This is a genomic window from Cupriavidus sp. D384, from assembly GCF_001652915.1.
Classification (GTDB): Bacteria; Pseudomonadota; Gammaproteobacteria; order Burkholderiales; family Burkholderiaceae; genus Cupriavidus.
On the sequence record NZ_BBQI01000130.1, the window covers coordinates 141,879 to 163,820 of the forward strand.

The following is a 21,942-nucleotide window of genomic DNA, read 5'->3' on the forward strand; positions in this document are numbered from 1 at the left end:
TGGTGTGCGAAGCGAAAGGACTTTCCACCCGCCGCGCGTCGGCGCACGGGCGGCGCGGGCGCGGTGTGCTTCATCCGCGCAAAACTGTCAAAAAAGCTTCATTTATCGCGCTGCGAATCAGAGGAAGTCACGGCTGGCTGGCCCATGCCTGGCGCGTCAGCCGGTAGAGCACATGCCGTTCGAGCCGATGCCCCGGCGGCAGCGCCGGATGGTCGAAGTCGTCCGCTGCGTCGTGGTGCATGCCCAGCCGCTGCATGACGCGCGCGGATCGGTGATTGACCGCAGCCGTGAACGACACGATCTCGCCAAGCTGGAGGACATCGAATCCGTAGGCCAGCGCCGACCGGGCGGCCTCGGTGGCATAGCCGTGCCCCCAGTGGTCATGGGCCAGGCGCCAGCCAATCTCCACGCACGGGCCAAAGGGCGCCTGCCATGCCGGAATGCTCAGTCCGGTAAAGCCGATCAATGCAGAGTCGCCGGCCGGCGCCTTCAGCGCCACTGCCCACAGGCCAAAGCCGTGTTGCGCATGATGCGCCACGATGCGGTCGAACAGGGCATCGCTCTGCACATCGGTCAACGTGGACGGAAAGCATGCCATCACGCGCGGATCGGCGTTCATGGCGCGGAACGGCGCGCGGTCAGCCTCGCACCAGGCCCGCAGCAGCAGCCGCGCCGTGGGCGCAGGCCACTGCACGGTCATCGCGAATGCACCTTGAACGCGTCGCCCCGCATGCCGGCGCGATCCACGGCCGCGATGCGATTGCGGCCGTTGTCCTTGGCGTGATAGAGCTGCGCGTCGATCAGGTTCAGGAAGGCTGTGGCATCGGTGCTGCCGTTCGGCACCATCGTCCCCACCCCGAAGCTGGCCGTCACGCGCTGGTCGTACGGCGAGCGCAGGTGCGGAATGGCCGCCGCCGCAATCAGCTCGCGGCAGCGCTCGGCCACCTTCACGGCGGCATCGGCGTCGGTATTGCCGAGCACCATCGCGAATTCCTCGCCGCCAAAGCGGCCCAGGAAGTGGTGCTCGCCCAGCGCGTCGCGCAGCACCGATGCAATCTGCTTCAGGCAGGCGTCGCCCTGCACGTGGCCGTAGTAGTCGTTGAAGGACTTGAAGAAATCGATGTCCATGATGATCAGCGACAACGGCGTGCCCGCCACCGCCGCGGCATCCCATTCGCCCTGCAGCACGGCGTCGAACTTGCGGCGATTGCCCACGCCGGTCAGGCCGTCGGTGAACGACAGGCGCTCCAGCTCCTGCTGCAGCTGGGCCAGCATCTCCTCGGTACGCTTGCGCTCGCTGATATCGAACATGAAGCCGATCAGCGAATCGACCTCGCCCTTTTCGTTGCGCACCACGTGAACCACGTCGCGCAGCCACACATAGCCGCCGTCACGCGTCAGCGCACGGTAGTCGGCTTCGTGGTCGGTGCCGGCCTGCGACTGCGCCACGCAGAAGTTGACCACCTGCTCGCGGTCGTCCGGATGCATGCGGTCGGCCCAGTCGTTCACGGTCTTCCAGGTCGACGGCGGCCACCCCAGCAGCGTTTCGATCTGCGGGCCGATATAGGCAAACTCCATCGTCGCCCAGTCGATCTTCCACGGAATCGCCTTGGTCGATTCGAGCAGCGTCCGGTAGACGGCGTGGTCGTCTTCGCCAGGCGCATGTCCGGGCGGAGCCAGCGATTGTTCATGGCGCAGGAACGCGGCCTGGAGCGGGCTGTTGGCGGGGTCGTGACGGTCGTCAGGGGCGGTCATAGGGCCTGATCGGGTGACAGAACGGAACTGGAAGGCGGCTATGATGGCACGAACCCGAACAGGACAGGAGACAACCATGCTGGAATTGCGCCCCACGTGCGAACACTGCAACACCGCCCTGCCGCCGGCCTCGACGCAGGCTCGCATCTGCAGCTTCGAATGCACGTTCTGCGCGGACTGCGTGGACAAGGTGCTCGGCAACGTCTGCCCGAACTGCGGCGGCGGCTTCGCGGCGCGGCCCATCCGCCCGTCGCGCGACTGGAAGAACGGCAATACCGTGGGCCAGTACCCGCCGTCCGCCACGGTCAGGCACCGCCCGGTGGACCCCGCCACGCACGAGGCGTTCGCGGCGGCCATTCGCGGCGTGGCGCCGCAGGATCGCTAGCGCTACGCGACGATGCTGTCGCTGGGCATCGTGCGGCGCGCGGGCGGCGCCCGCGAACTGGCGACGGGCTAGGCGCCCGTCCTCGCACTCCGTTCGGCGGGCACGGCGCGCCGCCGCTTGCCGGCATCCAGCCGCAAGGCATCGGCAAACGCCCGCACTGCGGGCGGCAGGTGGCGCCCGGCCATGGTCTGGATCTGCAATGCACGCTGCTGCATGGCCCGGCCGACGATGGGGACCAGCACGCGGCGGTCTGCGCGCAGCGTATTGCGCACCGCCAGCGAGCCGGTCAGGTACACCACATCCACGTGGTTCTGGTAGGCCACGAGCGCGCCCAGCGAATTGCTGGTCAGCAGCACATTGGGCCGCAGGCCTTCCAGGCTGCAGGCCAGGTCGAACAGCTGCCGCAACGTATGCACGGGGCTGGGCAGCACCAGCGGGTGCGTCACCAGTTCGCGCAGCGGCACGCGCGCCATGCCCGCGATGGGATGGTTCCGGCTGACGCAAGCAAACACCGGTGCCACCTCGGAGTACTCCACCGCGATGCCGTCCTGGTCCGCAATCGCGAAGGTCAGGGCGATGTCGACCTCGCCCTCGCGCACCAGCCGCGTTGCCTCTGCCGCCGTCACCACCTCCAGCGCGAAGGCCACGCCCGGGTAGCGCCGCTGGAATGACGCGATCAGCGTCGGCACGTACTCCCTGGCAAACCCTTCGGTACACGCCACGCGCACGGTGCTGTGGGTCAGGCTCAACAGGCCCTGCAGGTCGGCCTGCAGCGTCTCCGCATCCAGGAATGCGCGCCGTCCGTACTGTTGCACCACGCGACCGGCCTCGGTCAGCCGCATGCCGCGCGGCTCGCGGTCGAACAGCACCACGCCAAGTTCCTCCTCAAGCCGGGCGATCTGCCGGCTGATCGCCGACACCGCAACGTGCAATGTCTTCGAGGCGGCAGAGAGCGAACCGGTCTGCGCCACTTCAAGAAAATAGGCCAGCGGCACGGCGTGGATCGACGTCAGTTTCATGGCGGCTTTCGGGGGCGATGCTTCGGGGAGAAGCTCTGGTGAAGTCTTCGGGGCGGGTTTTTACCGAGATGCTGCTTTCCACATCATACGTTCCGGACGGCAACTTCGTTGCCAATTTTAGAAAGGTCCCTTGCAACGCCAGCGCCCGTTTCTGGTGCCGGCATCGTGCGGATTCCGGCGCGCGGCTGGCAACATGTGCCGTCTTTGCACCGGCCGCGAGCGATTGATGGCGCGGCACGCGCCAATCGTGTGCCGCGATCTGCGCGCTGGCGTGCCCATCGCTGTCATGTTCCGGACACCCTGCTGCCACGCAGCTGTGCCACGCCACGCGTGGCGGCGGTATCGTTGCCATCGCCGACAAGAAAAGGAGACCCGTGCAGTGAGCGAAATCTGTTTCATGGACGCCGTATCGATGGCCCGCGCCATCCGTACCCGCGAAGTGTCCGTCAGCGAAGTCATCGAAGCCCATATCGCCCAGATCGAACGGGTCAACCCGGCGGTAAACGCGATCGTCACGCAGACGTTCGATGTGGCGCGCATCGAGGCCACCGCCGCCGACGTGGCGCTTGCCGCCGGACATCAGCCGGGCCCGCTGTTCGGCCTGCCCGTGGCGCACAAGGATTCGTACCTGACGGCCGGGGTACGGACGACGCTGGGATCCGAGGCCTATCGCGATTTCGTGCCGGCGCACGACAGCGCAGTGGTGGCGCGCCAGAAGGCCGCCGGGGCCATCACGCTGGGCAAGACCAACCTGCCGGAATTCGGCGCCGGGTCGCACACGTTCAACACGCTGTTTGGCGCGACGCACAATCCGTATCGCCATGGCGTATCGGCCGGCGGCAGCAGCGGCGGCAGTGCGGCCGCGCTGGCTGCAGGCATGGTGGCGCTGGCGGACGGCTCCGACATGGGCGGTTCGCTGCGCAATCCGGCCAGCTTCTGCAATATCGTCGGCTTGCGACCGTCGATGGGCCGCGTGCCGATGACGCCATCGGCCTTCGCATTCAATACGCAGACGGTGGGCGGCCCCATGGGTCGCACCGTGTCGGACGTGGCGCTGCTGATGAGCGTCATCGCGGGCGAAGCCGCCGCAGATCCGCTTTCGGTCAGCGAGAGCGGTGCCCGGTTTGCCGATCTGCCCGAGATGTCATGCAAGGGCCTGCGCGTGGCCGTGAGCCCCACGCTGGGCGGGCTGCCGTTTGCCCCCGCCGTGCGCCACGCGCTGGACGAAGGCGTGCGCATGTGCGAATCGCTCGGTTGCGTGGTCGACGAAGCCGAGCCCGACTTCACCGGCGCCGACCATGCCTTCGAAGTCTTCCGCGCGCTGGCGTTTGCCACAAGCTACGGTCCGGTGCGTGCCGAACATGGCGAACGAATCAAGGAAACAGTACGCTGGAACGTGGACCTGGGCCTGTCCCTGGACGGCGCTGCCGTGGCCGAAGCCGAACGGGCCCGTTCGCGACTGTTCGCGCGCATGCAGGCACTGCTGGAGCAATACGATTTCCTGATCGCACCGGTGTCGCAGGTGCTACCTTTTCCAGTGGAGACCGAGTATCCGGCCGAGATTGCCGGCGTACCCATGGAAAGCTACATCGCCTGGATGCGCTCGTGCTACCGGATCACGATCACCGGCCACCCGGCCCTGTCGCTGCCTTGCGCATTCACGGACAGCGGCCTGCCGGTCGGGCTGCAGATCGTGGGCAAGTATCGCGGCGAGCACAGCCTGCTGGCTTTCGCGCGCATGCTGGAGCGCGCCAATCCGGCCGGCCGGCGGCGCCCGCCTGGCATGTAGCGTGCACGGCGCCCCCGGGGCGCCTGCGAGCCGCTTGCCGCATTGCATCCTGTCTTGTTACGTCACCGAAAGGAGAAGCATGGTTGGAAGATCGATGAACCGCTGGGGCCGGGCCTGCCTGCTCGCCACCGCATGTGTTGCCGCCGCGCCGGCCATTGCCGAGACCTATCCGGACAAGCCGATCAAGCTGGTGGTGCCATTCACGCCGGGCGGGTCCACCGACGTACTGGGCCGGCTGCTCGCCAAAAAGCTGACCGAAACGCTCAATGCCTCGGTCGTGGTGGAAAACCGCGCAGGCGCCGGCACCATCGTCGGGGCCGACTACGTCGCCAAGTCGGCGCCCGATGGCTACACCCTGCTGCTGAGCGCGGCCACCACGTTCACGATCAATCCGGTCACCTACTCGAAGCTGCCGTACGACTCGCTCAAGAGCTTCGATGCCATCGGCCTGGTTGGCTCGACCGGGCTGGTGTTGCTGGCCAACCCGGCGGTAAAGGCGAACTCGCTCAAGGAGCTGGTGGCCAGTTCGAAAAATGCCTCGACCCTGACCTATGGTTCGTTCGGCGCGGGCACCACCGCGCACTTTGCCGGCGAGATGATCAACGCCGCCACCGGCCTGCGCATGCTGCACGTGCCGTACAAAGGCAGTTCGCCAGCCATGACCGACCTGATCGGCAACCAGATTCCGCTCACCGTCGATACCGTGGTGGCCGCCGCGCCGATGGTCAAGGCCGGCAAGGTAAAGGCGCTGGCGCTGACTTCGGCCACGCGCTCGGCCCTGCTGCCTGACGTGCCGACCGCGATCGAAAGCGGGTATCCGGACGTCAATCTGTCGACGTGGTTTGCGGTGGTCGGTCCCAAGGGGCTGCCGGCGCCGGTCAGGCAGAAGCTCGAAGGCGCGCTGGCGACGGTCATGAAAGACCCCGAGATGCGCAAAAGCATGACCGCCAACGGATTCGAGCCCGAATACGGCACCGCCGCGGACTACGCGAAACGCGTCAGCACCGAAATCCCGCGACTGAAGAAGATTGCCGACGCCGCCAATATCAAGGCGGATTGATGCAGGCCCGGTGGCATCGCCGCCGGGCTCTCCTGCTTTGCGCCGCGAAAAGCGGCATCCCCCCGCGGCTTGACAAGTCTCGACCTTTCGGCGCAGCATTAACGGAACATCGTTCTAACTAATAGAACGCAAAAAATTCCAGATGCTGCAGGAGACTCCATGACACGCCGCGCCTTCCTGGGTGCCATTGCGCTGGCCGCCGCCAGTGCAATGGTGGCCCCCATCCACGCCATTGCCGCCGACGCCTTCCCCTCCAAGCCGATCACGGTGATCGTGCCGTACGCCGTGGGCGGGTCGGCTGACCTGATCACGCGCCTGGTTACCACGGGCATGAGCGCCAACGGCACCAGCACGGTGGTGGACAACCGCACCGGCGGAGGCGGCGTGATCGGATGGAGCACGGCAGCGCGCGCCAATCCGGACGGCTACACGCTGCTGACCATGGAGATGTCCTACGCCATCGCGGCAACATTGCAGCCCAAGCTGCTGCCGTTCGATCCGAAGACCGCATTCCGCCATATCTCGGTGGTGGCGTCGGTGCCGCACGTGCTGGTGGTCAATCCCGGCGTGCCCGCGAAGACGGTGCAGGAGTTCGTTGCACTGGCCAAGGCCAACCCAGGCAAGTACTACTATGGTTCGGGCGGCAACGGCACCAATACCCACCTGGGTGGGGCGCTGTTCAACAGCGTGGCCGGCATCAACCTGGTACACGTGCCCTATCGTGGCGCCGGTGCTGCGCTGCAGGACGTGATGGGCGGCCAGATCCAGGCGCTGATCACGTCGCTGCCGACGGCGCTGCAGTACATCAAGAGCGGCAAGCTGCGCGCGCTGATGCTGGCCAACGATGTGCGCTCGCCCGTGTTGCCTGACGTGCCGGCCGCGCCGGAAGTGGGGATGCCCAGGATGGTGATGAAGTACTGGGTGGCGTTCTCGGCCCCGGCCGGCACGCCGCAGCCGGTGATCGACCGTCTGAACAAGGACATCGTGGCGGCCGTCAACACGCCCGAGGTCAGGAAGCAGTTGCAATCGCAAGGCCTGGACCCCGAAGGCACCACGCCCGCGCAGGCGACCAAACTGGTCGACGACGAGATCAAGCGCTGGGCCGCGGTGATCAAGGCCGCCAACATCAAGGCAGACTGACATCGCCATGTGGAACATCAACTTCACGGCCCCACAGATCATTGAAGCGCGCGTGCTGACGCGCATGCCCGACCCGCTGCGGCTGCCCCAGCGCAGCGCCTGGGCCGACGCGAACAAGCCCGGACAGATCGCCGACAGCTTCCTGGAAGGCCCGACCTTCGACCGGCAGGGCAACCTGTACCTGACCGACATTCCGCACGGCCGGCTGTTCCGCATCACGCCCGACCTGCAGTGGCATTTCGTCGGCGATACCGCAGGCTGGCCCAACGGCATCGCGCTGCACAGCGACGGCAGCCTGTGGATTGCCGACTATCGCCGCGGCATCCTGCGGATGACCCCGGGCCGTGGCGATGTCGAAGTGGTGCTCGGCCATCGCAATTCGGAAAGCTTCAAGGGCGTCAACGACCTGACATTCGACGCGCAGGGCAACCTGTATTTCACCGATCAGGGCCAGACCGGCCTGCACGATCCGTCCGGCCGCGTCTACCGGCTGCGCCCATCCGGCCAGCTCGACCTGCTGCTGTCCAACGTGCCCAGCCCCAACGGCATCGTCCTCGACCCATCGGGCCGCTTCCTGTTCGTGGCTGCCACGCGCGGCAACGCGGTCTGGCGCATGCCGCTGCTGCCCGATGGATCGGTATCGAAAGCGGGCGCCTTCCAGACCTTCTTCGGCACCAGCGGCCCCGACGGCCTGGCGATGGACGCCGACGGCCGGCTGATAGTGGCCCACGCCAGCCTGGGCGGCGCATTCGTCATCGACGCGCACGGCTGGTGTACGCATTTCGTGCGCAGCCCGATGGGCGGCACGGTGACCAACGTGGCGTTCCGGCCCGGCACCAACCGGCTGGTGATGACCGAATCGGCCAGCGGCACCTTGCTGGAAGCGGAGTTGCCGGGCGTGGGGGCGGTGTTGTTCGGGAATGGCGCGAAGGATTGAACCCAGCCGCGCGGCGGGCTGCCGGCCCTGTCATCCAGCGGCCCCGCCAATGCACTATCTTTGGAAGGCCCTGCCCAACCCATCGGACGCCACAAAAGCGGACGAAAGGAGTCTTCCAGATGGCATATATCGACGGATTCTTGCTGGCGGTGCCCAACGCCAACCGTGCCACCTACCGTCAGGTGGCGCAAAAGGCCTCGGCGGTCTTCAAGGAGCACGGCGCGCTGAAGGTGGTGGAGTGCTGGGGCGACGACGTGCCCGAAGGCAAGGTCACCTCGTTCACGATGGCCGTGCAGCGCAAGGACGACGAGAGCGTGGTGTTCTCGTGGATCTGGTGGCCGTCCAAGGAAAAGCGCGACGCCGGCATGGCGGCGGCGATGCAGGACCCACGCCTCAAGGAAGGCATGGACCCGATGCCATTCGATGGCCAGCGGATGATCTACGGTGGTTTCGAAGTGATCGTGGACGCCTAGCCGAGGAAGGAGCCGGAACGGCTCAGAACTCCACCATCGCGAAATCTTCCTTGCCCACATCGCATTCCGGGCAACGCCAGTCGTCCGGAATGTCTTCCCAGCGCGTGCCGGGCGCGATGCCATCTTCGGGCAACCCGGCCGCCTCGTCGTAGACCCAGCCGCAGATAATGCACACCCATTGCTTGAACTCGGCCTCGGCTGCGGCCGGCGCCGGCTGCCCGCCCGGCACGGGCGCGGCCTCGGGTGCCGGCACGGCGGGCCCTTCGAGGCTGAACACCAGCGGCGCGGCCGTGCCTTCGGTGGCCTGGGCCAGATGCGTCTGCAGGCGTTCAAGCAGTGCCTGCGCCTCGTCGATCGACAGGTCCACCCAATACGGGTCGCCGGCGGCGTCGTTCAGGCGTTGCGGGGGAAACTGGATTTCGACGGAAGTGCCTTTCGTGTACATGCGGGGGCTGTTAAAAACGTTGTGACTTGAGGAAAGCAAACAGGCCCCAGATGGGGCCCGTCCGCAGAACTTCAAGTCTTCCGGATGCCGCGGAGAGCCTTACGGCTTGCCGCCCGCCCACTGCGCGCTGCTTCCCGCGCTGCCGGCCACCGAATACAGCGCGCCAGGCGCATTGCGCGTCTTCTGGAAGTCTTCCAGCGACTGCCCGCGCATGGCCGCATAGATGTGCAGGTTCGACACCCCGCTGACCGCGCCCAGCTTTTCCAGCAGGAAGAAGATCACGCCGTAGTGGATCATGCCGCGCCAGTCGCGCCGCGTGATCAGGTCGCGCTCTTCGTCAGTCAGGCCGGCCGCGTCGTAGGTGGACACCGGATCGCTGCGGAAGCGCTCGCGGAATGCCGGGTCGATCAGCTGGTGCAGGTAGCTGTTGATGCGATACGCGCGCACGCTGCGTTCCAGCGTGAACGGGTACGTTCCTTCGAGTGCATCGATGCCCTTGAGCTGATGGCCGATAAGCTCGCGCTGCTGCGCCGACCGCGCGGCCACGACGCCGGCATCCTCGGTGGCCGCGTTCTCGTACACCGCCACGGCAATGCCGGTCATCGACGGCAGGTAATAGTCGCGATGCAGGCAGCGCACGTCGCCCATCGCGCCACGCATCACCATCCACATCACCACCTCGGCGCTCTCGAAACCACCACGCCTTGCGAATTCGGCGTGCGTGATATCCAGCAGCTTCTGGGGCTCGCGCTCGAACAGGTCCAGAAACTCGTGGTCCCATTCGGTGTTGTTGAAGCCGGCACGCTCGCCATGCACCTGGTGCGAAAGCCCGCCGGTGGCGACGATCGCCACCTTGAGATCCTCGGGATAGCTCTCCACGGCGCGGCGAATCGCCTGGCCAAGCTTGAAGCAGCGGCGCGCGGACGGTGCCGGGAACTGCAGCACGCCCACCTGCAGCGGCAGGATCTTCACCGGCCATGCGCCGTCGTGCGGCAGCATCACCGACATCGGCGAGAAGCAGCCGTGATCGAGCGGCTTGTCCTGGAAGAACGACATGTCGAATTCGTCGGCCACCAGCGATGCGCCGACGTGCCGGGCCAGTTCGACGTGCCCGTATGCCGGCGGCAGGTTGCGCGGGCCACCGCCCTCGTCGGCGGCATGGTACTTCTCGCCGATGCCCAGCGCAAAGGCCGAATAGTGATCGAAGAAGAAAGACGTGACGTGATCGTTGTAGATCACCAGCAGCACGTCGGGCTTCTTTTGCTGCAGCCACTCGCTCACCGGCGCATACGCCGCGAAAATCGGGGCCCATGCGGGGTCCTGCTGCTTGCCCGCATCCAGCGCAAAGCCGATGGTGGGCGTATGGGATGAGGCGATTGCGCCGATGATGGTGGCCATAAGTCAGTACGTCAGGCTGTGACCGCGCGAGGCTGTGCCCGCTTGGTCGAAACAATGGAAATCGCGGCGATGGTGGCGGGGATGGCCAGGATGGCAATCACCGCGCTGAAGCTCCAGCCCATCGACAGCAGCACACCACCGGCCATCGAGCCCGTGATACTGCCAAAGCGGCCGATGCCGAGCATCCAGCTGACACCGGTGGCACGCACGAGCGTGGGGTAGCACTGCGGTGCGAACGCGTTGAGGCCGGTCTGCGCGCCGCTCATGCAGAATCCCGCCAGCAGCACATAGGCCGCGAACATCGACGACATCACGCTGCCCGAAGCCAGCAGCAGGATGAATACCGCGCCCGTCACATACGCCACGCCAATCACGCGATGCGGCGCAAAACGGTCCATGCAGTATCCCACCACCAGCGCCCCGACGGTGCCGCCCAGCTGGAACAGCGCGGTCAAGTTGGCGGCACGTTCGATCGGCAGGCCCGCGTCCTTGATCAGCGTGGGCAGCCAGCCGCTGAGCAGGTAGATCACCAGCAGGCCCATGAAATAGGTCACCCACAGCGCCAGCGTCATGCCACGGTAGCCCGTCGACAGCAGCGTACGTACCGGCTGCTTGCCCGGCACGGCGGGTTCACTGATCGTGAAGGTCGTGCCTTCGGCGATCTCGCTGCCCACCACACGCCGCAGCGTACGTGCGATGCGTTCGGGCGATGCATTGCGTGCCACCAGGAAGCGCGCCGACTCGGGAACCAGCAGGATGTACACCGGCAGGCAAACCAGCGGAATCGCACCCCCAACGATCAGCACCGCGCGCCAGCCATGCTCCGGCAGGATCGCGGCGGCACCGAAGCCGACCAGCGCCGAGCCCAGGTTGAAGCCGGTGAACATCGTGGCAAGCAGCATGCTGCGCGAACGCTCGGGCACGTACTCGGACAGCAGCGTGGTGGTACTCGGCATCGCCGCACCCAGCCCCAGGCCGGTCAGGAAGCGCAGCAGCGACAGTTGCGTGGTGTTCTCCGCGAACGCGCACAGCAGGTTGAACACGCCGAACAGGAAGACCGATCCGATCAGCAGCTTCTTGCGGCCGAAGCGGTCGGACATCGGGCCCACCAGCAGTGCGCCGATAGCCAGGCCAATCGGCGCCGCACTCATCACCACGCCGAACGCTGCCTTCGAAATGCCCCACTCCTTGGTGATGCCCGGAGCCAGGAACCCCATGATCGCGACGTCGATGCCGTCGGTCGCCACGATCATGAAACACAGCGCCAGCAGCAGCCACTGGTAGCCGGACATCTTTCGTTCGTTGATATGAGCCCGGATATCGAGCCGTTGGGTGGTCATGTGCCGTCTCCTGGCATGGTTCCGCCGTGCAGGCCGCAGCGGAATCTTGTTATCAATAAGCTAATCGCCGCATCGGCGGCTCGCCGTGCACCCCCTTGTGTACGGCAACGGCAGTCTACGTTCGGGCAGCGCCTGCAGTATTGCTTTGTAGGGCGGCCCGCGTTGCCTTTTACTTATCGACCGGAGTTTCCATGGATTGGCTGGCGTGCCGCAGCGCGGCGATCAGGGCGTCCGCGCCCGGAGACAGGCGCGCGCCGGCGCGCGTGGTGATGCCGATGCTGCGCGTGGTGTCGGGCAGCGGCAGGTCCAGTTCGACCAGCCACCCTGCCTCGATCTCGTGGTGCAACTGGTGCGCCGACAGCGCGGTAACCAGGTCGCCCTGCAGAAGCAGTCCGCGCACCAGCGCCAGGTCGCCCGTTTCCACCAGCGGCTGGGGCAGCGGCAGGCCGCGCGATGCGAATACGTCATCCAGCGCCTGCCGCGATGGCGAGGCGGCGCGCGACAGCACCCACGGATAGGGCTCAAGATCGGCCAGCGTGACGCGCTTGCGACTCGCCAGCGGATGCGTCGCCCGCGCAATCAGCGCGATACGGTCGGCAAACAGGACTTCCGTTGCCAGACCCTGCGACGGATGCGGCCGCAATGCGCCGAGGATGAAATCGATCCGCCCGCTGAGCAGGCCGGCGGTCAGTTCCTCGTAGGGGCTTTCCAGCGAACGGAAGCGCAGCCGTGGATGCCGTCGGTGGACATCGGCGATGGCCATCGGCATCAGCAGCGTGCGGCCCAGCGGCAAGGCGCCGATGGTCACCGCACCTTCCAGCACGCCTTGCAGTGCAGCAATATCGGCCCGGATATGGCGCAGTTCGGCCAGTGCCCGCTCGAAGCGCACCACCCATCGGCTGCCCGCATCGGTTGGCACCATGCCGCGCGCCGTCCGTGTGAATATGGGCTGGCCCAGCGCATCTTCCAGCCTGGCAATGGCCTGGCTCACCGCCGATTGCGAGACGCCCACCGACGCGGCCACGCTCGGCATATGGTGTACCTCCGCCAGCATCACGGCCACCTCCAGGCGGCGCTCGTTGTGCAGCGCCTCCAGGCTGGCAACAGTCACCCCGGGCCGGATGCGCAGCCGCACGGCTTCCTCGCGCACCTCGCGCAAGGCTGCCTCGATCTGGCGGGCACGCTCCAGCACGATCTCGCCGGCGCGCGTCAGCAGCATGCCCCGGCCCTTGCGCTCGAACAGTGCCACACCCAACGTCTGCTCCAGCGCCGCCACCGAGCGCGCAATGGCCGACGAAGCGCGATGCAGCGATTCGGACGAGCGGCGCACGCCCCCGGCCGCGGCCACGCCGGCAAATACATGCAGGTGATGCAGGCTGACTGTCTCCATCTCGCTATTGTCGTATCGGTGTGGCACGGCGCCTACGGGCGATAAGCAGATTAGAACAATTGTCCCGCGACATCGCAACCAAGGACTTGTACCGGGCGCTGATACTGCGGGCACCTGACAAACGCCCGAGCCTGCCTGCGCCATCCTGCCATGACGTCCTGCCTTGATTCCGACCTGCGCGCCATCCCCTGCACCCTGATGCGGGGTGGCACGTCGCGCGGGCCGTTCTTCCTGGCCAGCGATCTTCCGGCCGACACCGCCACGCGCGACCGCGTGCTGCTGGCGGCCATGGGCAGCCCCGATCCGCGCCAGATCGATGGACTCGGTGGCGCGCATCCACTGACCAGCAAGGCCGGCGTCGTGGCGCGCGGCATGCCCGGGCAGGCCGATCTCGACTTCACGTTCGCACAGCTGCAGCCCAATGCCGACACCGTGGACACCACGCCCAACTGCGGCAACATGCTGGCCGCCGTACTGCCTTACGCCATCGAGCGCGGCCTGGTGGCACCACAGGACGGCATCACGCGTGCCCGCGTGCTGACGCGCAATACCGGCATGCTGTGCGACGTGACGATGCAAACGCCACAGGGCGTACCCCGCTTTGGGGGCGATGCCCGCATCGACGGCGTGCCCGGCACCGCGGCGCCCATCGTGATCGATTTTCTCGACACGGCCGGCTCGGTATGCCACGCGCTGCTGCCCACGGGCCATGCCGTGGACAAGCTGACCATCATCGATCCGCAAACCGGGAAGCCGCTCACCATCGAGGCCACGCTGATCGACAACGGCATGCCGATGGTGCTGATGCGCGCAGCCGACCTTGGCCGCACCGCCCGGGAAAGCGTGGCCGAACTGAATGCAGACACCACGCTGAAGCAACGCATCGAAGCATTGCGCCTGGTTGCCGGCGAATCGATGGGCCTGGGCAACGTGGCCCAGAAGAGCTACCCGAAGATGTGCCTGATCGCCGCGCCGCGCGCTGGCGGCAGCATCGCCACGCGCTGCTTTATCCCGCGCGTCTGCCATGACGCCATCGGCGTACTGGCGGCCATCACGGTAGGCACTGCCTGCGTGCTGCCCGGCAGCGTCGCCACCGGCGTGGCAGTCATCGATGCCGGCCCGGTCCATGCGATCAGCGTCGAACACCCCACCGGCGACTTCGCCGTCGAACTCGAAACCGATCCCGCCGACCCCGGCACGATCCTTCGCAGCGCGCTGATCCGCACGGCGCGTCCCATCATGCGCGGCGAGGTGCTGGTCCCGGCCAGCGCCTGGCCTCTTTGAGCCTTGTTCATGATCATTGATTGCCACGGGCACTTCACCACCGCCCCGAAAGCCCTGGAAGCCTGGCGCCAGCGCCAGATTGCAGCCCTTGCCGCGCCGGATCAGGCGCCGTCCGTCAGCGACCTGCACATCGGCGACGACGAGTTGCGCGAGGCCATCGAAGGCAACCAGCTGCGCCTGATGCGCGAGCGCGGCGCCGACCTGACCATCTTCTCGCCGCGCGCGTCGTTCATGGCGCATCACATCGGCAATTTCGAAACCAGCGCCACCTGGGCCGCCATCTGCAACACGCTGTGCCATCGCGTCAGCGAACTGTTTCCCGACCACTTCGTGGGCGCTGCCATGCTGCCCCAGTCGCCGGGCGTGGATACGCGGACCTGCGTGGCCGAGCTGGAACGCTGCGTGCTGGAGTACGGCTTTGTCGGCGTGAACCTGAATCCCGACCCGTCTGGCGGCCACTGGACATCGCCGCCGCTGTCCGATCCGTACTGGTTCCCGATCTACGAAAAGATGGTGGAACTGGACGTGCCGGCCATGATCCACGTCAGCACCAGCTGCAATGCGTGCTTCCACACCACCGGTGCGCACTATCTGAATGCCGACACCACGGCCTTCATGCAGGTGCTGACCAGCGACCTGTTCCAGCGATTTCCCACGCTGAAGTTCGTGATCCCGCATGGCGGCGGCGCGGTGCCTTATCACTGGGGCCGCTTCCGCGGGCTGGCTCAGGAACTGAAGCTGCCCCCGCTGCAGGAACATCTGCTGAACAACGTGTTCTTCGACACCTGCGTCTATCACCAGCCCGGCATCGACCTGCTGACTCGCGTGATCCCCGTGGAAAACGTGCTGTTCGCATCGGAAATGATCGGCGCGGTGCGCGGCATCGATCCCGAAACCGGCCACTACTACGACGACACGCGCCGCTACATCGACCAGGCGGCTTTGTCCGCTGAAGAGCGGCACCTGATCTACGAAGGCAACGCGCGCCGCATCTACACCCGTCTGGACGCACGGCTGAAGGCGCGCGGGATGTAAGAACCGGAAGTACGCGGCACAGACCGAACAAGAATATCAACGGAGGAGAAAACGATGAAACTGCGCCACCTGGCGTTTTCGATCGCGCTTGGGCTGCCCGCCCTGGCGCAGGCCCAGTCCGTGACGCTGTATGGCGTTATCGATACGGGCATCGAGTACCTGAACCACGTCGGCACGGCCGGCAATTCCGTGGTGAAGATGGCCAACCTGAGCGGCACCGTGCCGTCGCGCTGGGGCCTGCGCGGTACCGAGGACCTTGGCGGCGGCATGAAGGCCAACTTCGTGCTGGAATCGGGCTTTGCGCCTGACAGCGGTGTCACCAACCAGGGCGGCCGCCTGTTCGGACGGCAAGCGTGGGTGGGCCTGAGCGGCAACTGGGGCCAGATCAGCCTGGGCCGCCAGTACACGATGCTGTTCTGGGCCATGCTCGACAGCGACATCCTGGGCCCCAACGCCTATGGCTCCAGCTCGCTCGACAACTACCTGCCCAATGCCCGTGCCGACAACGCCATCGGCTACAAGGGCAAGTTCGGCGGATTCACGGTGGGCGCAACCTACAGCTTCGGCCGCGATTCGGTCAATGCCGGCCCCAGCCCGTCTGGCACCAACTGCGCGGGCGAGACCCCGGGCAACATGACCACCTGCCGCGAATGGTCGGCCATGCTCGGCTACGAAACCAACTGGTGGGGCGTGCTGGGCGCCTACGATTCGCTGCGTGGCGGCCCGGGCGCCTTCGCCGGCCTGACATCGAGCGAACTCAAGGACGACCGCGCCACCATCGGCGGCTACATGCTGGTGGGCCACGCCAAGATCGGCGCCGGATGGCTGGCGCGCCGCAACGGCGCACTGACCACGCCGCGCAGCAACATGTACTACGCGGGCGTTGCCTACGACATCACGCCACAGATCACGCTGTCGGGCGAGGCGTACTACCTCGACTACCTCCACAGCTCAGACCGCGCCTGGCTTGGCGCCGTACGCGCCAGCTACGCGTTCTCGAAGCGCACCTCGGTGTACTCCACGTTCGGCTACATCGACAACGGCGGCAAGCTCGCCCTGTCGGTGGACAGCGCATCAACGGGCGCCAGCCCCGTGGCCGGCGGCACCCAGCTTGGCGCCATGCTCGGCATCAAACACGTCTTCTGACCTCGTCGCGACACACGGGGAGCTCCAGCTGCCCACACGCCGTCAGTGCTGACGGGTGTGGGTTTTTTTGTCTGTCATTGATTCAAGCGCCGTGGCCTCGACGCCCTCGGGCAGCACCTCGCACGCCACGCGGAATACGTTGCGCTCCGGATCTTCCAGAACCGTTTGCCATTGGCCGTAATACGTGGCGAAGGGGGGCTTGACGATCTTGCCGCCCGACGCTTCGGTGAGGCTGGAAGCCTTGTCGACGGCTTCAGGCCTCGCCACCATGAAAGTCGGGTACGCGATCGCCGGGGCAAGGCTGTCGTCCACCGGCTTTCTGCGCCCCAACCCCAGCAGTTCATACGCCGCCGCCGCATTGAACCCGAACTGGAAGGTTGGCGTTTCCAGTGCACGGTAGATTGGCGAGCGGCTCTGTGCGGCCTCGGGCAGGCCAAGCAGTTGCTGGTAGAACGCGAACTGCGCGTCGATATCGCGACACAGCAGGTTGAACCAGAGCTTCATGCCGGCACCTCGGGCACGTAGGTTTTCCGGTACATCTCCGTCAGGTGCTCGCCCGCGGTGCAGGGCGCGAAGCGCGGTGTCTCGCCATCCTGCAGCGTGCCCGGCACCGGTTCGATACGGGCAAGATAGTCGGGCTCGTAGAAGAACGGGATCGAATAGCGCGGGGCGCCGCCCGAGTGGACGTTGCGCACGCGGTGCGGGTTCGAGTGGTAGCGGCCATTGGTCCAGCGCGGCACCATGTCGCCCAGATTCACGACAAAGCAGCCCGGCATTGGCGTGGCCGGTACCCAATCGCCGTCCGGCATCTGGACTTCCAGTCCGCCATGCGCGTCCTGCGCCAGAATCGTCACCGCCCCCCAATCCGTATGGGCGCCGGCGCCGAAGGTCCGCGCATCGGCATCGGCCGGATGGGCGGGGTAGCGGATCATGCGCAGTGTCACCATCGGGCTTTCGCTCGTATGGTCGAAGTAGGGCTCAGGCAGATCGAGCGATAGCGCCATCAGCTGCATAAGCCGGCGCGACAGCACGAGCATGGCATCGATATACGCCTGGCACTGCGCCGGCGCATGCGGCAGTTCGGCAGGCCACTGGTTGTGACCGTAGGTCTGGTAGCCCGCCAGCACGTAGGGGTGATCGTCCGGATAGGCCATGCCGCAGTAGAAGCTCTCCTTCAGGTCGGGCCTGGCGGCGGCATCGAGCCGTTGATCGCCCAGATTCTCGAAGCCGCGCATGGTGGGCGAATTCGCCATCGCCAGCGCCTGCCGCGTGGCAACCGGAAGGTCGAGCAGTGCCTCGGCCAGCGCGAATTGGCCTGCGATCATCTCTGGCGCCACGCCATGGTTGCGGACATAGAAGAAGCCCGACGACATGGCGGCCCCACGGAACATCTGTGCCACATCGGTACTGCGCGGGCCGCCGGGCACCAGCGCATCGGCAAGATCGATAACGGGAATCGACATGTGCGCTCCCTCAGGCCTTGAGCTTCCGGTCTGCTGCCGACGGCAGGAACTGGTCGGTCCAGATATCGGCCACGGTCATACCCGGCTTGATACCGAAGGCGCCCACGGTTTCGTCCACCGTCGCCTGCAGCCGCGCCTGCGTGGCGGCGCCCCATCCGTCGCGCAACGTATCGGGCGTGCGCATCGCGCCATCGACGATCAGCTTCAGCCGTTCGAACTCCAGCGTCTGATCGGCCAGCGGCTCGCGAGCCTTGACTGCGGCAGCACCGGCTTTCGGGTCTGCCATGGCCTCGATCCAGCCGCGCGTGGACGCCTTGACGAATGCCTTCATGGCTTCCGGCTGTTCCGCCATGCTCTTGCGATTGGCTACCAGGCCGTTACCGTACGACTTCATGCCGTAGTCGGAGAAGCGGAAGACGGTCAGCTTCTCCGGCCCCATGCCACGCGCCTTCAGGTTCAGCAAGCCAGTGAAATAGAAGTAGGCGGCGGCATCGAAGTCTCCCTTCACGAAGCGCGTATCGCCAATGTCCGGAGTCACGCTTTCCCACTTGATCGTCGAAGGATCAAAGCCCTGTGCCTTGGCGAACACCGGGAACAGCTTGCGCGACGCGTTGAACGGCTGCCCAAGAATCGCCTTCCCCGCCAGATCGCCAGGTTTGACGATGCCGCCGCCCTTGCGCACGATCACCGCATTCGGATTCAGGTCGTACTGGATCGCCACCGCCTTCAGCGCGGAGGCCGGATTGGCAGCATTGAACTCGATCATCGCCGCCAGGTCGGCCGATGCACAGTCGTAGGCGCCGCCCGCAACCAGGCTGATGGCCGACGCCGACCCGTTGCCGGTGTCGATCACGACATCGAGCCCCGCGTCCTTGTAGTAGCCGCGCTGCAGCGCCAGCAGGAACCCGGCGCCGGAAGCTTCCACCTTCCAGCCGAGATTGAACTTGAACTTCTGCAACGAGCCGGTGGCGCGCACGATGGCCGGTGCGGCGAACAGCGATGAAATGGCAGTGGCGCCAGTGGCGCGCAGAAAGGAACGGCGGCGCATAGAGAGAGCTCCGGAAACAGATGCGTGGGCATATTGGCGAGCAATTTCCGGGCGGCGCGGGCCGCTGAACGCTTCTACTCTCCGGCTTCCTGTGCAGCAGGTTCCGTGCCACCCACATTCACGGAAATGGCGCGAGGATTGCACCGCGATGCGGCATCACGGCGGACAGCATGCGCCGGGACGGCGCAACAGCTTGCCCTGTGGCGCATTAGGCAGTACCTTGTGGCGCCATGACTGCCCCCATTTCCGCCCCCACTCCCTCCTCCACCTCATCTGCCCCGCGCATCGCGGTGATTGGCGCCGGCATTGTCGGCAGTTGCATCGCGTTGATGCTGCGCAAGCGTGGCGCGACGGTGACGCTGATTGATCGGGAGGGGCCGGCCAGTGGCTGCAGCTACGGCAATTCAGGGGCGATCAGTGTCAGTTCCATTGCGCCGCTGGCGATGCCGGGCGTGCTGGCGTCGGTACCAAAGATGCTGGCCGATCCCGAGAGTCCGCTGCGCCTGCCGCTGAGCTATCTGCCGGCCGCCGCGCCGTGGCTCGCGCGTTTCGTACTGTCCGCCACGCCGGAGCGCGTCGAGCGCGCGGCCGCCGCGCTGGCGGCGCTGCATGCGGGGGCCGTCGACAAGCACGAGGCCCTGGCGCGCGAGATCGGCGTGCCCGAGCTGTTCATGCGGCGTGGTCATCTGCATCTCTATCCCAACGCGGCGGCGCTGCAGGCCGATGGTGCGGCGTGGCAACTCCGTCAGCGGTTTGGCTTCCGGTTCGAGACACTCGATCGTTCCGGCATCGACGCATTGGAGCCCGGTGTCGCCGCACGCTATCAGGCCGCGATCTATCTGGCCGATCACGGCACCATCCTGAATCCCGGGCGCTATACGCGCGCGGTTGCCGATGCGTTCGTGTCGCGCGGCGGTCAGCTTGTGCTTGACGATATCCAGCGGATCACCCCCGGCACCGGCGGCTGGATGCTGCATGGGCCGAACGGCACACATGCCGCCGACCACGTGGTCGTGGCGGCCGGCGCCTGGTCACGACATCTGCTCGACCCGCTCGGCGTACGGCTGCAACTGGAGAGCCAGCGCGGCTACCACGTGCAGTTCACGGGCATGCGCGATGTGGTGTCGCGCACCGTGGTGCTGACCGACCACAAGATCTTCGTCACGCCCATGGAAGAAGGGCTGCGCGTCGGTGGCACCGTCGAGATCGCGGGACTGAAGCGCCCGCCCGATCCGCGCCGCGCCGCCATCCTGGAAGGGATCGCGCGACAGACCTTCAAGGGCCTGGAGCACAGCGCGGTCACCACCTGGATGGGCCACCGTCCCTGCATGCCGGATTCGGTGCCCGTGGTCGGTCAGGCCCATGGACACCGCGGCCTGTGGCTCGCCGTTGGTCATGGTCATCTGGGGCTGACCGACTCCATCCCCACCGCCGAACGGATCGCCGACACGCTGCTTGGCACGTGACGCTCAGGGAAATCGCTAGATCCCCTTGCCGGCAATTAGTTATACAGTAGAACAATTCGGCGGCGGCGCCGGGGAGAGACATATGAAGATCGCGATCGCCGGCGGCGGTATCGGCGGGCTCACGCTTGCCCTGCTCTGTCATCAACAAGGGTTCGATGTCGAAGTCTGGGAGGCCAGCGAAGCGCTGCGGCCGCTGGGCGTCGGCATCAACCTGCTGCCGCATGCGGTACGCGAGCTGTCCCTGCTGGGCTTGCAGGACGACCTGGCACGCATCGCCATCGAGACCTCGTCACTGTCGTACTACAACAAGCTCGGCCAGCAGATCTGGCATGAGCCGCGCGGACGCGCGGCCGGGTATGACTGGCCGCAGTTCTCCGTGCATCGCGGCGAATTCCAGATGTTGCTGTACCAGACCGCGCTGGCCCGACTGGGAGCCGACCGCGTGCATGCCGGCCATGCGCTGGAGTCGATCGTCAGCACCGGCGGCAATGGCGGCCCGGCGCGTTTCACGCTGCGGCGCCGCAGCGACGATGCCTTGGTCGAAGCCACCGCCGATGTGCTGGTTGGCGCGGACGGCATTCACTCGGCGGTACGCCGCTATTTCTACCCGACAGGCGATGCGCCCCGGTTCTCGCGCCGCTTGCTGTGGCGCGCCACCACCGACGCCGCGCCCTATCTCGACGGCCGCTCGATGTTCATGGCGGGCCATCAGGACCAGAAGTTCGTGGCATACCCGATTTCGGAGCCCCTGCGCGCGCAGGGCCGGTCGCGTATCAACTGGATTGCCGAACTGCGCGTACCCGACGACTACCCCGACACCCCACCGCGCAGCGACTGGAACCGGCAGGTCGACAAGTCGGTCTTTCTGGACGCGTTCGAGCGCTGGCGCTGGGACTGGATCGACATTCCGGCGCTGATCGACGGCGCCGAGGCCATCTTCGAGTTCCCGATGGTCGACAAGGACCCATTACCGCGCTGGACGTTCGGCCGCGTCACGCTGCTGGGCGACGCCGCGCATCCGATGTATCCGATCGGCTCGAATGGCAGCGCGCAAGCCATTGTCGATGCCCGCTACCTGACCGACTGCCTGCTTGCCGAGCGCGACATCGACTATGCGCTGCGCGAGTACGAGGCCGAACGGCTGCCGCGCACGGCGGGCATCGTGCTGCGCAACCGCATGAACGGCCCCGAGCAGGTCATGCAGCTGGCCGAAGCACGCGCGCCTCAGGGCTTTTCCCGCATCGACGATGTGATCCCGCGCAGCGAACTCGAGGCCATTTCCCAGCGCTACAAGACGCTGGCCGGCTTCGGCCAGCAGCAGTTGCAGACCCGAAAACCATAAGTCATCCGCAGCACAAGATCGGAGGAG

General features: G+C 66.4%; 21 protein-coding genes. 11 read left to right on the forward strand and 10 right to left on the reverse strand.

The window, feature by feature from the left end; genetic code table 11:
* Positions 1 to 127: 127 nt before the first annotated feature.
* Positions 128 to 700 (reverse strand): GNAT family N-acetyltransferase, encoded by a 573-nt coding sequence (locus A9J21_RS29570; RefSeq protein ID WP_066742472.1) that lies wholly within the window; start codon positions 698 to 700, stop codon positions 128 to 130.
* Complete coding sequence (locus tag A9J21_RS29575; RefSeq protein ID WP_066742475.1) at positions 697 to 1,755, reverse strand: sensor domain-containing diguanylate cyclase; 1,059 nt, start codon at positions 1,753 to 1,755, stop codon at positions 697 to 699. Before A9J21_RS29575 ends, A9J21_RS29570 begins: the two co-directional genes overlap by 4 nt.
* A gap of 76 nt (positions 1,756 to 1,831) precedes the next feature.
* On the opposite strand from A9J21_RS29575, the gene A9J21_RS29580 reads away from it, so the two are divergent.
* Entirely contained in the window at positions 1,832 to 2,140 is a 309-nt protein-coding gene (locus A9J21_RS29580) for a DUF1272 domain-containing protein (RefSeq protein WP_066742478.1), read from the forward strand.
* 68 nt (positions 2,141 to 2,208) lie between these two features.
* Here A9J21_RS29580 and A9J21_RS29585 read toward each other — a convergent pair whose 3' ends face one another.
* Positions 2,209 to 3,159, reverse strand: coding sequence for a LysR family transcriptional regulator (locus A9J21_RS29585; protein ID WP_066742481.1), 951 nt, complete (start codon positions 3,157 to 3,159; stop codon positions 2,209 to 2,211).
* A gap of 379 nt (positions 3,160 to 3,538) precedes the next feature.
* Here A9J21_RS29585 and A9J21_RS29590 point away from each other — a divergent pair, with 379 nt between their 5' ends.
* From A9J21_RS29590 to A9J21_RS29610, 5 genes are all read left to right on the forward strand, one after another.
* Positions 3,539 to 4,948 (forward strand): amidase, encoded by a 1,410-nt coding sequence (locus A9J21_RS29590; RefSeq protein WP_231907085.1) that lies wholly within the window; start codon positions 3,539 to 3,541, stop codon positions 4,946 to 4,948.
* 79 nt (positions 4,949 to 5,027) lie between these two features.
* Positions 5,028 to 6,008, forward strand: coding sequence for a tripartite tricarboxylate transporter substrate binding protein (locus A9J21_RS29595; RefSeq protein ID WP_231907086.1), 981 nt, complete (start codon positions 5,028 to 5,030; stop codon positions 6,006 to 6,008).
* 159 nt (positions 6,009 to 6,167) lie between these two features.
* Positions 6,168 to 7,148: a tripartite tricarboxylate transporter substrate binding protein gene (locus A9J21_RS29600; protein WP_066742489.1), complete on the forward strand. Its 981-nt coding sequence runs from the start codon at positions 6,168 to 6,170 to the stop codon at positions 7,146 to 7,148.
* A 7-nt stretch (positions 7,149 to 7,155) separates the two neighbouring features.
* Positions 7,156 to 8,085, forward strand: a complete 930-nt coding sequence (locus A9J21_RS29605; RefSeq protein WP_066742491.1) for an SMP-30/gluconolactonase/LRE family protein — start codon at positions 7,156 to 7,158, stop codon at positions 8,083 to 8,085.
* A gap of 119 nt (positions 8,086 to 8,204) precedes the next feature.
* Positions 8,205 to 8,558: a DUF1428 domain-containing protein gene (locus tag A9J21_RS29610; RefSeq protein ID WP_066742493.1), complete on the forward strand. Its 354-nt coding sequence runs from the start codon at positions 8,205 to 8,207 to the stop codon at positions 8,556 to 8,558.
* Positions 8,559 to 8,580: 22 nt separating this feature from the next.
* Here the strand turns inward: A9J21_RS29610 and A9J21_RS32595 are convergent, their stop codons facing one another.
* From A9J21_RS32595 to A9J21_RS29630, 4 genes are all read right to left on the reverse strand, one after another.
* Positions 8,581 to 9,003 carry a rubredoxin gene (locus A9J21_RS32595; protein ID WP_082926693.1) on the reverse strand — a complete coding sequence of 141 codons (423 nt, stop codon included), beginning with the start codon at positions 9,001 to 9,003 and terminating at the stop codon, positions 8,581 to 8,583.
* A gap of 99 nt (positions 9,004 to 9,102) precedes the next feature.
* Positions 9,103 to 10,401, reverse strand: coding sequence for a gallate dioxygenase (locus tag A9J21_RS29620; RefSeq protein ID WP_066742495.1), 1,299 nt, complete (start codon positions 10,399 to 10,401; stop codon positions 9,103 to 9,105).
* Between the two features lie 11 nt (positions 10,402 to 10,412).
* Entirely contained in the window at positions 10,413 to 11,741 is a 1,329-nt protein-coding gene (locus A9J21_RS29625; RefSeq protein ID WP_066742497.1) for an aromatic acid/H+ symport family MFS transporter, read from the reverse strand.
* A gap of 169 nt (positions 11,742 to 11,910) precedes the next feature.
* On the reverse strand, positions 11,911 to 13,131 hold the full coding sequence (locus tag A9J21_RS29630; protein ID WP_066742499.1) for a LysR family transcriptional regulator: 1,221 nt from the start codon (positions 13,129 to 13,131) through the stop codon (positions 11,911 to 11,913).
* Positions 13,132 to 13,281: 150 nt separating this feature from the next.
* Here A9J21_RS29630 and A9J21_RS29635 point away from each other — a divergent pair, with 150 nt between their 5' ends.
* From A9J21_RS29635 to A9J21_RS29645, 3 genes are read left to right on the forward strand one after another with little or no spacing between them, the layout of a single operon-like run.
* Positions 13,282 to 14,415, forward strand: coding sequence for a 4-oxalomesaconate tautomerase (locus A9J21_RS29635; RefSeq protein ID WP_066742501.1), 1,134 nt, complete (start codon positions 13,282 to 13,284; stop codon positions 14,413 to 14,415).
* Positions 14,416 to 14,424: 9 nt separating this feature from the next.
* Entirely contained in the window at positions 14,425 to 15,450 is a 1,026-nt protein-coding gene (locus tag A9J21_RS29640; RefSeq protein WP_066742596.1) for an amidohydrolase family protein, read from the forward strand.
* Positions 15,451 to 15,504: 54 nt separating this feature from the next.
* Positions 15,505 to 16,596, forward strand: coding sequence for a porin (locus tag A9J21_RS29645; RefSeq protein WP_066742503.1), 1,092 nt, complete (start codon positions 15,505 to 15,507; stop codon positions 16,594 to 16,596).
* A 42-nt stretch (positions 16,597 to 16,638) separates the two neighbouring features.
* Here A9J21_RS29645 and A9J21_RS29650 read toward each other — a convergent pair whose 3' ends face one another.
* From A9J21_RS29650 to A9J21_RS29660, 3 genes are read right to left on the reverse strand one after another with little or no spacing between them, the layout of a single operon-like run.
* Positions 16,639 to 17,100: a VOC family protein gene (locus A9J21_RS29650; RefSeq protein WP_066742505.1), complete on the reverse strand. Its 462-nt coding sequence runs from the start codon at positions 17,098 to 17,100 to the stop codon at positions 16,639 to 16,641.
* Positions 17,097 to 18,059 (reverse strand): isopenicillin N synthase family oxygenase, encoded by a 963-nt coding sequence (locus A9J21_RS29655; protein ID WP_066742507.1) that lies wholly within the window; start codon positions 18,057 to 18,059, stop codon positions 17,097 to 17,099. Before A9J21_RS29655 ends, A9J21_RS29650 begins: the two co-directional genes overlap by 4 nt.
* A gap of 10 nt (positions 18,060 to 18,069) precedes the next feature.
* Entirely contained in the window at positions 18,070 to 19,107 is a 1,038-nt protein-coding gene (locus A9J21_RS29660) for an ABC transporter substrate-binding protein (protein ID WP_066742508.1), read from the reverse strand.
* Between the two features lie 230 nt (positions 19,108 to 19,337).
* Here A9J21_RS29660 and A9J21_RS29665 point away from each other — a divergent pair, with 230 nt between their 5' ends.
* Both A9J21_RS29665 and A9J21_RS29670 read left to right on the forward strand, forming a co-directional pair.
* Positions 19,338 to 20,573, forward strand: a complete 1,236-nt coding sequence (locus tag A9J21_RS29665; protein ID WP_066742511.1) for an FAD-binding oxidoreductase — start codon at positions 19,338 to 19,340, stop codon at positions 20,571 to 20,573.
* A gap of 82 nt (positions 20,574 to 20,655) precedes the next feature.
* Positions 20,656 to 21,915: a flavin-dependent oxidoreductase gene (locus tag A9J21_RS29670; RefSeq protein WP_066742514.1), complete on the forward strand. Its 1,260-nt coding sequence runs from the start codon at positions 20,656 to 20,658 to the stop codon at positions 21,913 to 21,915.
* Positions 21,916 to 21,942: the final 27 nt, after the last annotated feature.

Excerpts from the sequence above, each read along its gene's own strand:
- A9J21_RS29570 (WP_066742472.1), bottom strand. The coding sequence starts at position 700 with ATGACCGTGCAGTGGCCTGCGCCCACGGCGCGGCTGCTGCTGCGGGCC.
- A9J21_RS29575 (WP_066742475.1), bottom strand. The coding sequence starts at position 1,755 with ATGACCGCCCCTGACGACCGTCACGACCCCGCCAACAGCCCGCTCCAG.
- A9J21_RS29580 (WP_066742478.1), top strand. The coding sequence starts at position 1,832 with ATGCTGGAATTGCGCCCCACGTGCGAACACTGCAACACCGCCCTGCCG.
- A9J21_RS29585 (WP_066742481.1), bottom strand. The coding sequence starts at position 3,159 with ATGAAACTGACGTCGATCCACGCCGTGCCGCTGGCCTATTTTCTTGAA.
- A9J21_RS29595 (WP_231907086.1), top strand. The coding sequence starts at position 5,028 with ATGGTTGGAAGATCGATGAACCGCTGGGGCCGGGCCTGCCTGCTCGCC.
- A9J21_RS29600 (WP_066742489.1), top strand. The coding sequence starts at position 6,168 with ATGACACGCCGCGCCTTCCTGGGTGCCATTGCGCTGGCCGCCGCCAGT.
- A9J21_RS29605 (WP_066742491.1), top strand. The coding sequence starts at position 7,156 with ATGTGGAACATCAACTTCACGGCCCCACAGATCATTGAAGCGCGCGTG.
- A9J21_RS29610 (WP_066742493.1), top strand. The coding sequence starts at position 8,205 with ATGGCATATATCGACGGATTCTTGCTGGCGGTGCCCAACGCCAACCGT.
- A9J21_RS32595 (WP_082926693.1), bottom strand. The coding sequence starts at position 9,003 with ATGTACACGAAAGGCACTTCCGTCGAAATCCAGTTTCCCCCGCAACGC.
- A9J21_RS29620 (WP_066742495.1), bottom strand. The coding sequence starts at position 10,401 with ATGGCCACCATCATCGGCGCAATCGCCTCATCCCATACGCCCACCATC.
- A9J21_RS29625 (WP_066742497.1), bottom strand. The coding sequence starts at position 11,741 with ATGACCACCCAACGGCTCGATATCCGGGCTCATATCAACGAACGAAAG.
- A9J21_RS29630 (WP_066742499.1), bottom strand. The coding sequence starts at position 13,131 with ATGGAGACAGTCAGCCTGCATCACCTGCATGTATTTGCCGGCGTGGCC.
- A9J21_RS29635 (WP_066742501.1), top strand. The coding sequence starts at position 13,282 with ATGACGTCCTGCCTTGATTCCGACCTGCGCGCCATCCCCTGCACCCTG.
- A9J21_RS29640 (WP_066742596.1), top strand. The coding sequence starts at position 14,425 with ATGATCATTGATTGCCACGGGCACTTCACCACCGCCCCGAAAGCCCTG.
- A9J21_RS29645 (WP_066742503.1), top strand. The coding sequence starts at position 15,505 with ATGAAACTGCGCCACCTGGCGTTTTCGATCGCGCTTGGGCTGCCCGCC.
- A9J21_RS29650 (WP_066742505.1), bottom strand. The coding sequence starts at position 17,100 with ATGAAGCTCTGGTTCAACCTGCTGTGTCGCGATATCGACGCGCAGTTC.
- A9J21_RS29655 (WP_066742507.1), bottom strand. The coding sequence starts at position 18,059 with ATGTCGATTCCCGTTATCGATCTTGCCGATGCGCTGGTGCCCGGCGGC.
- A9J21_RS29660 (WP_066742508.1), bottom strand. The coding sequence starts at position 19,107 with ATGCGCCGCCGTTCCTTTCTGCGCGCCACTGGCGCCACTGCCATTTCA.
- A9J21_RS29665 (WP_066742511.1), top strand. The coding sequence starts at position 19,338 with ATGACTGCCCCCATTTCCGCCCCCACTCCCTCCTCCACCTCATCTGCC.
- A9J21_RS29670 (WP_066742514.1), top strand. The coding sequence starts at position 20,656 with ATGAAGATCGCGATCGCCGGCGGCGGTATCGGCGGGCTCACGCTTGCC.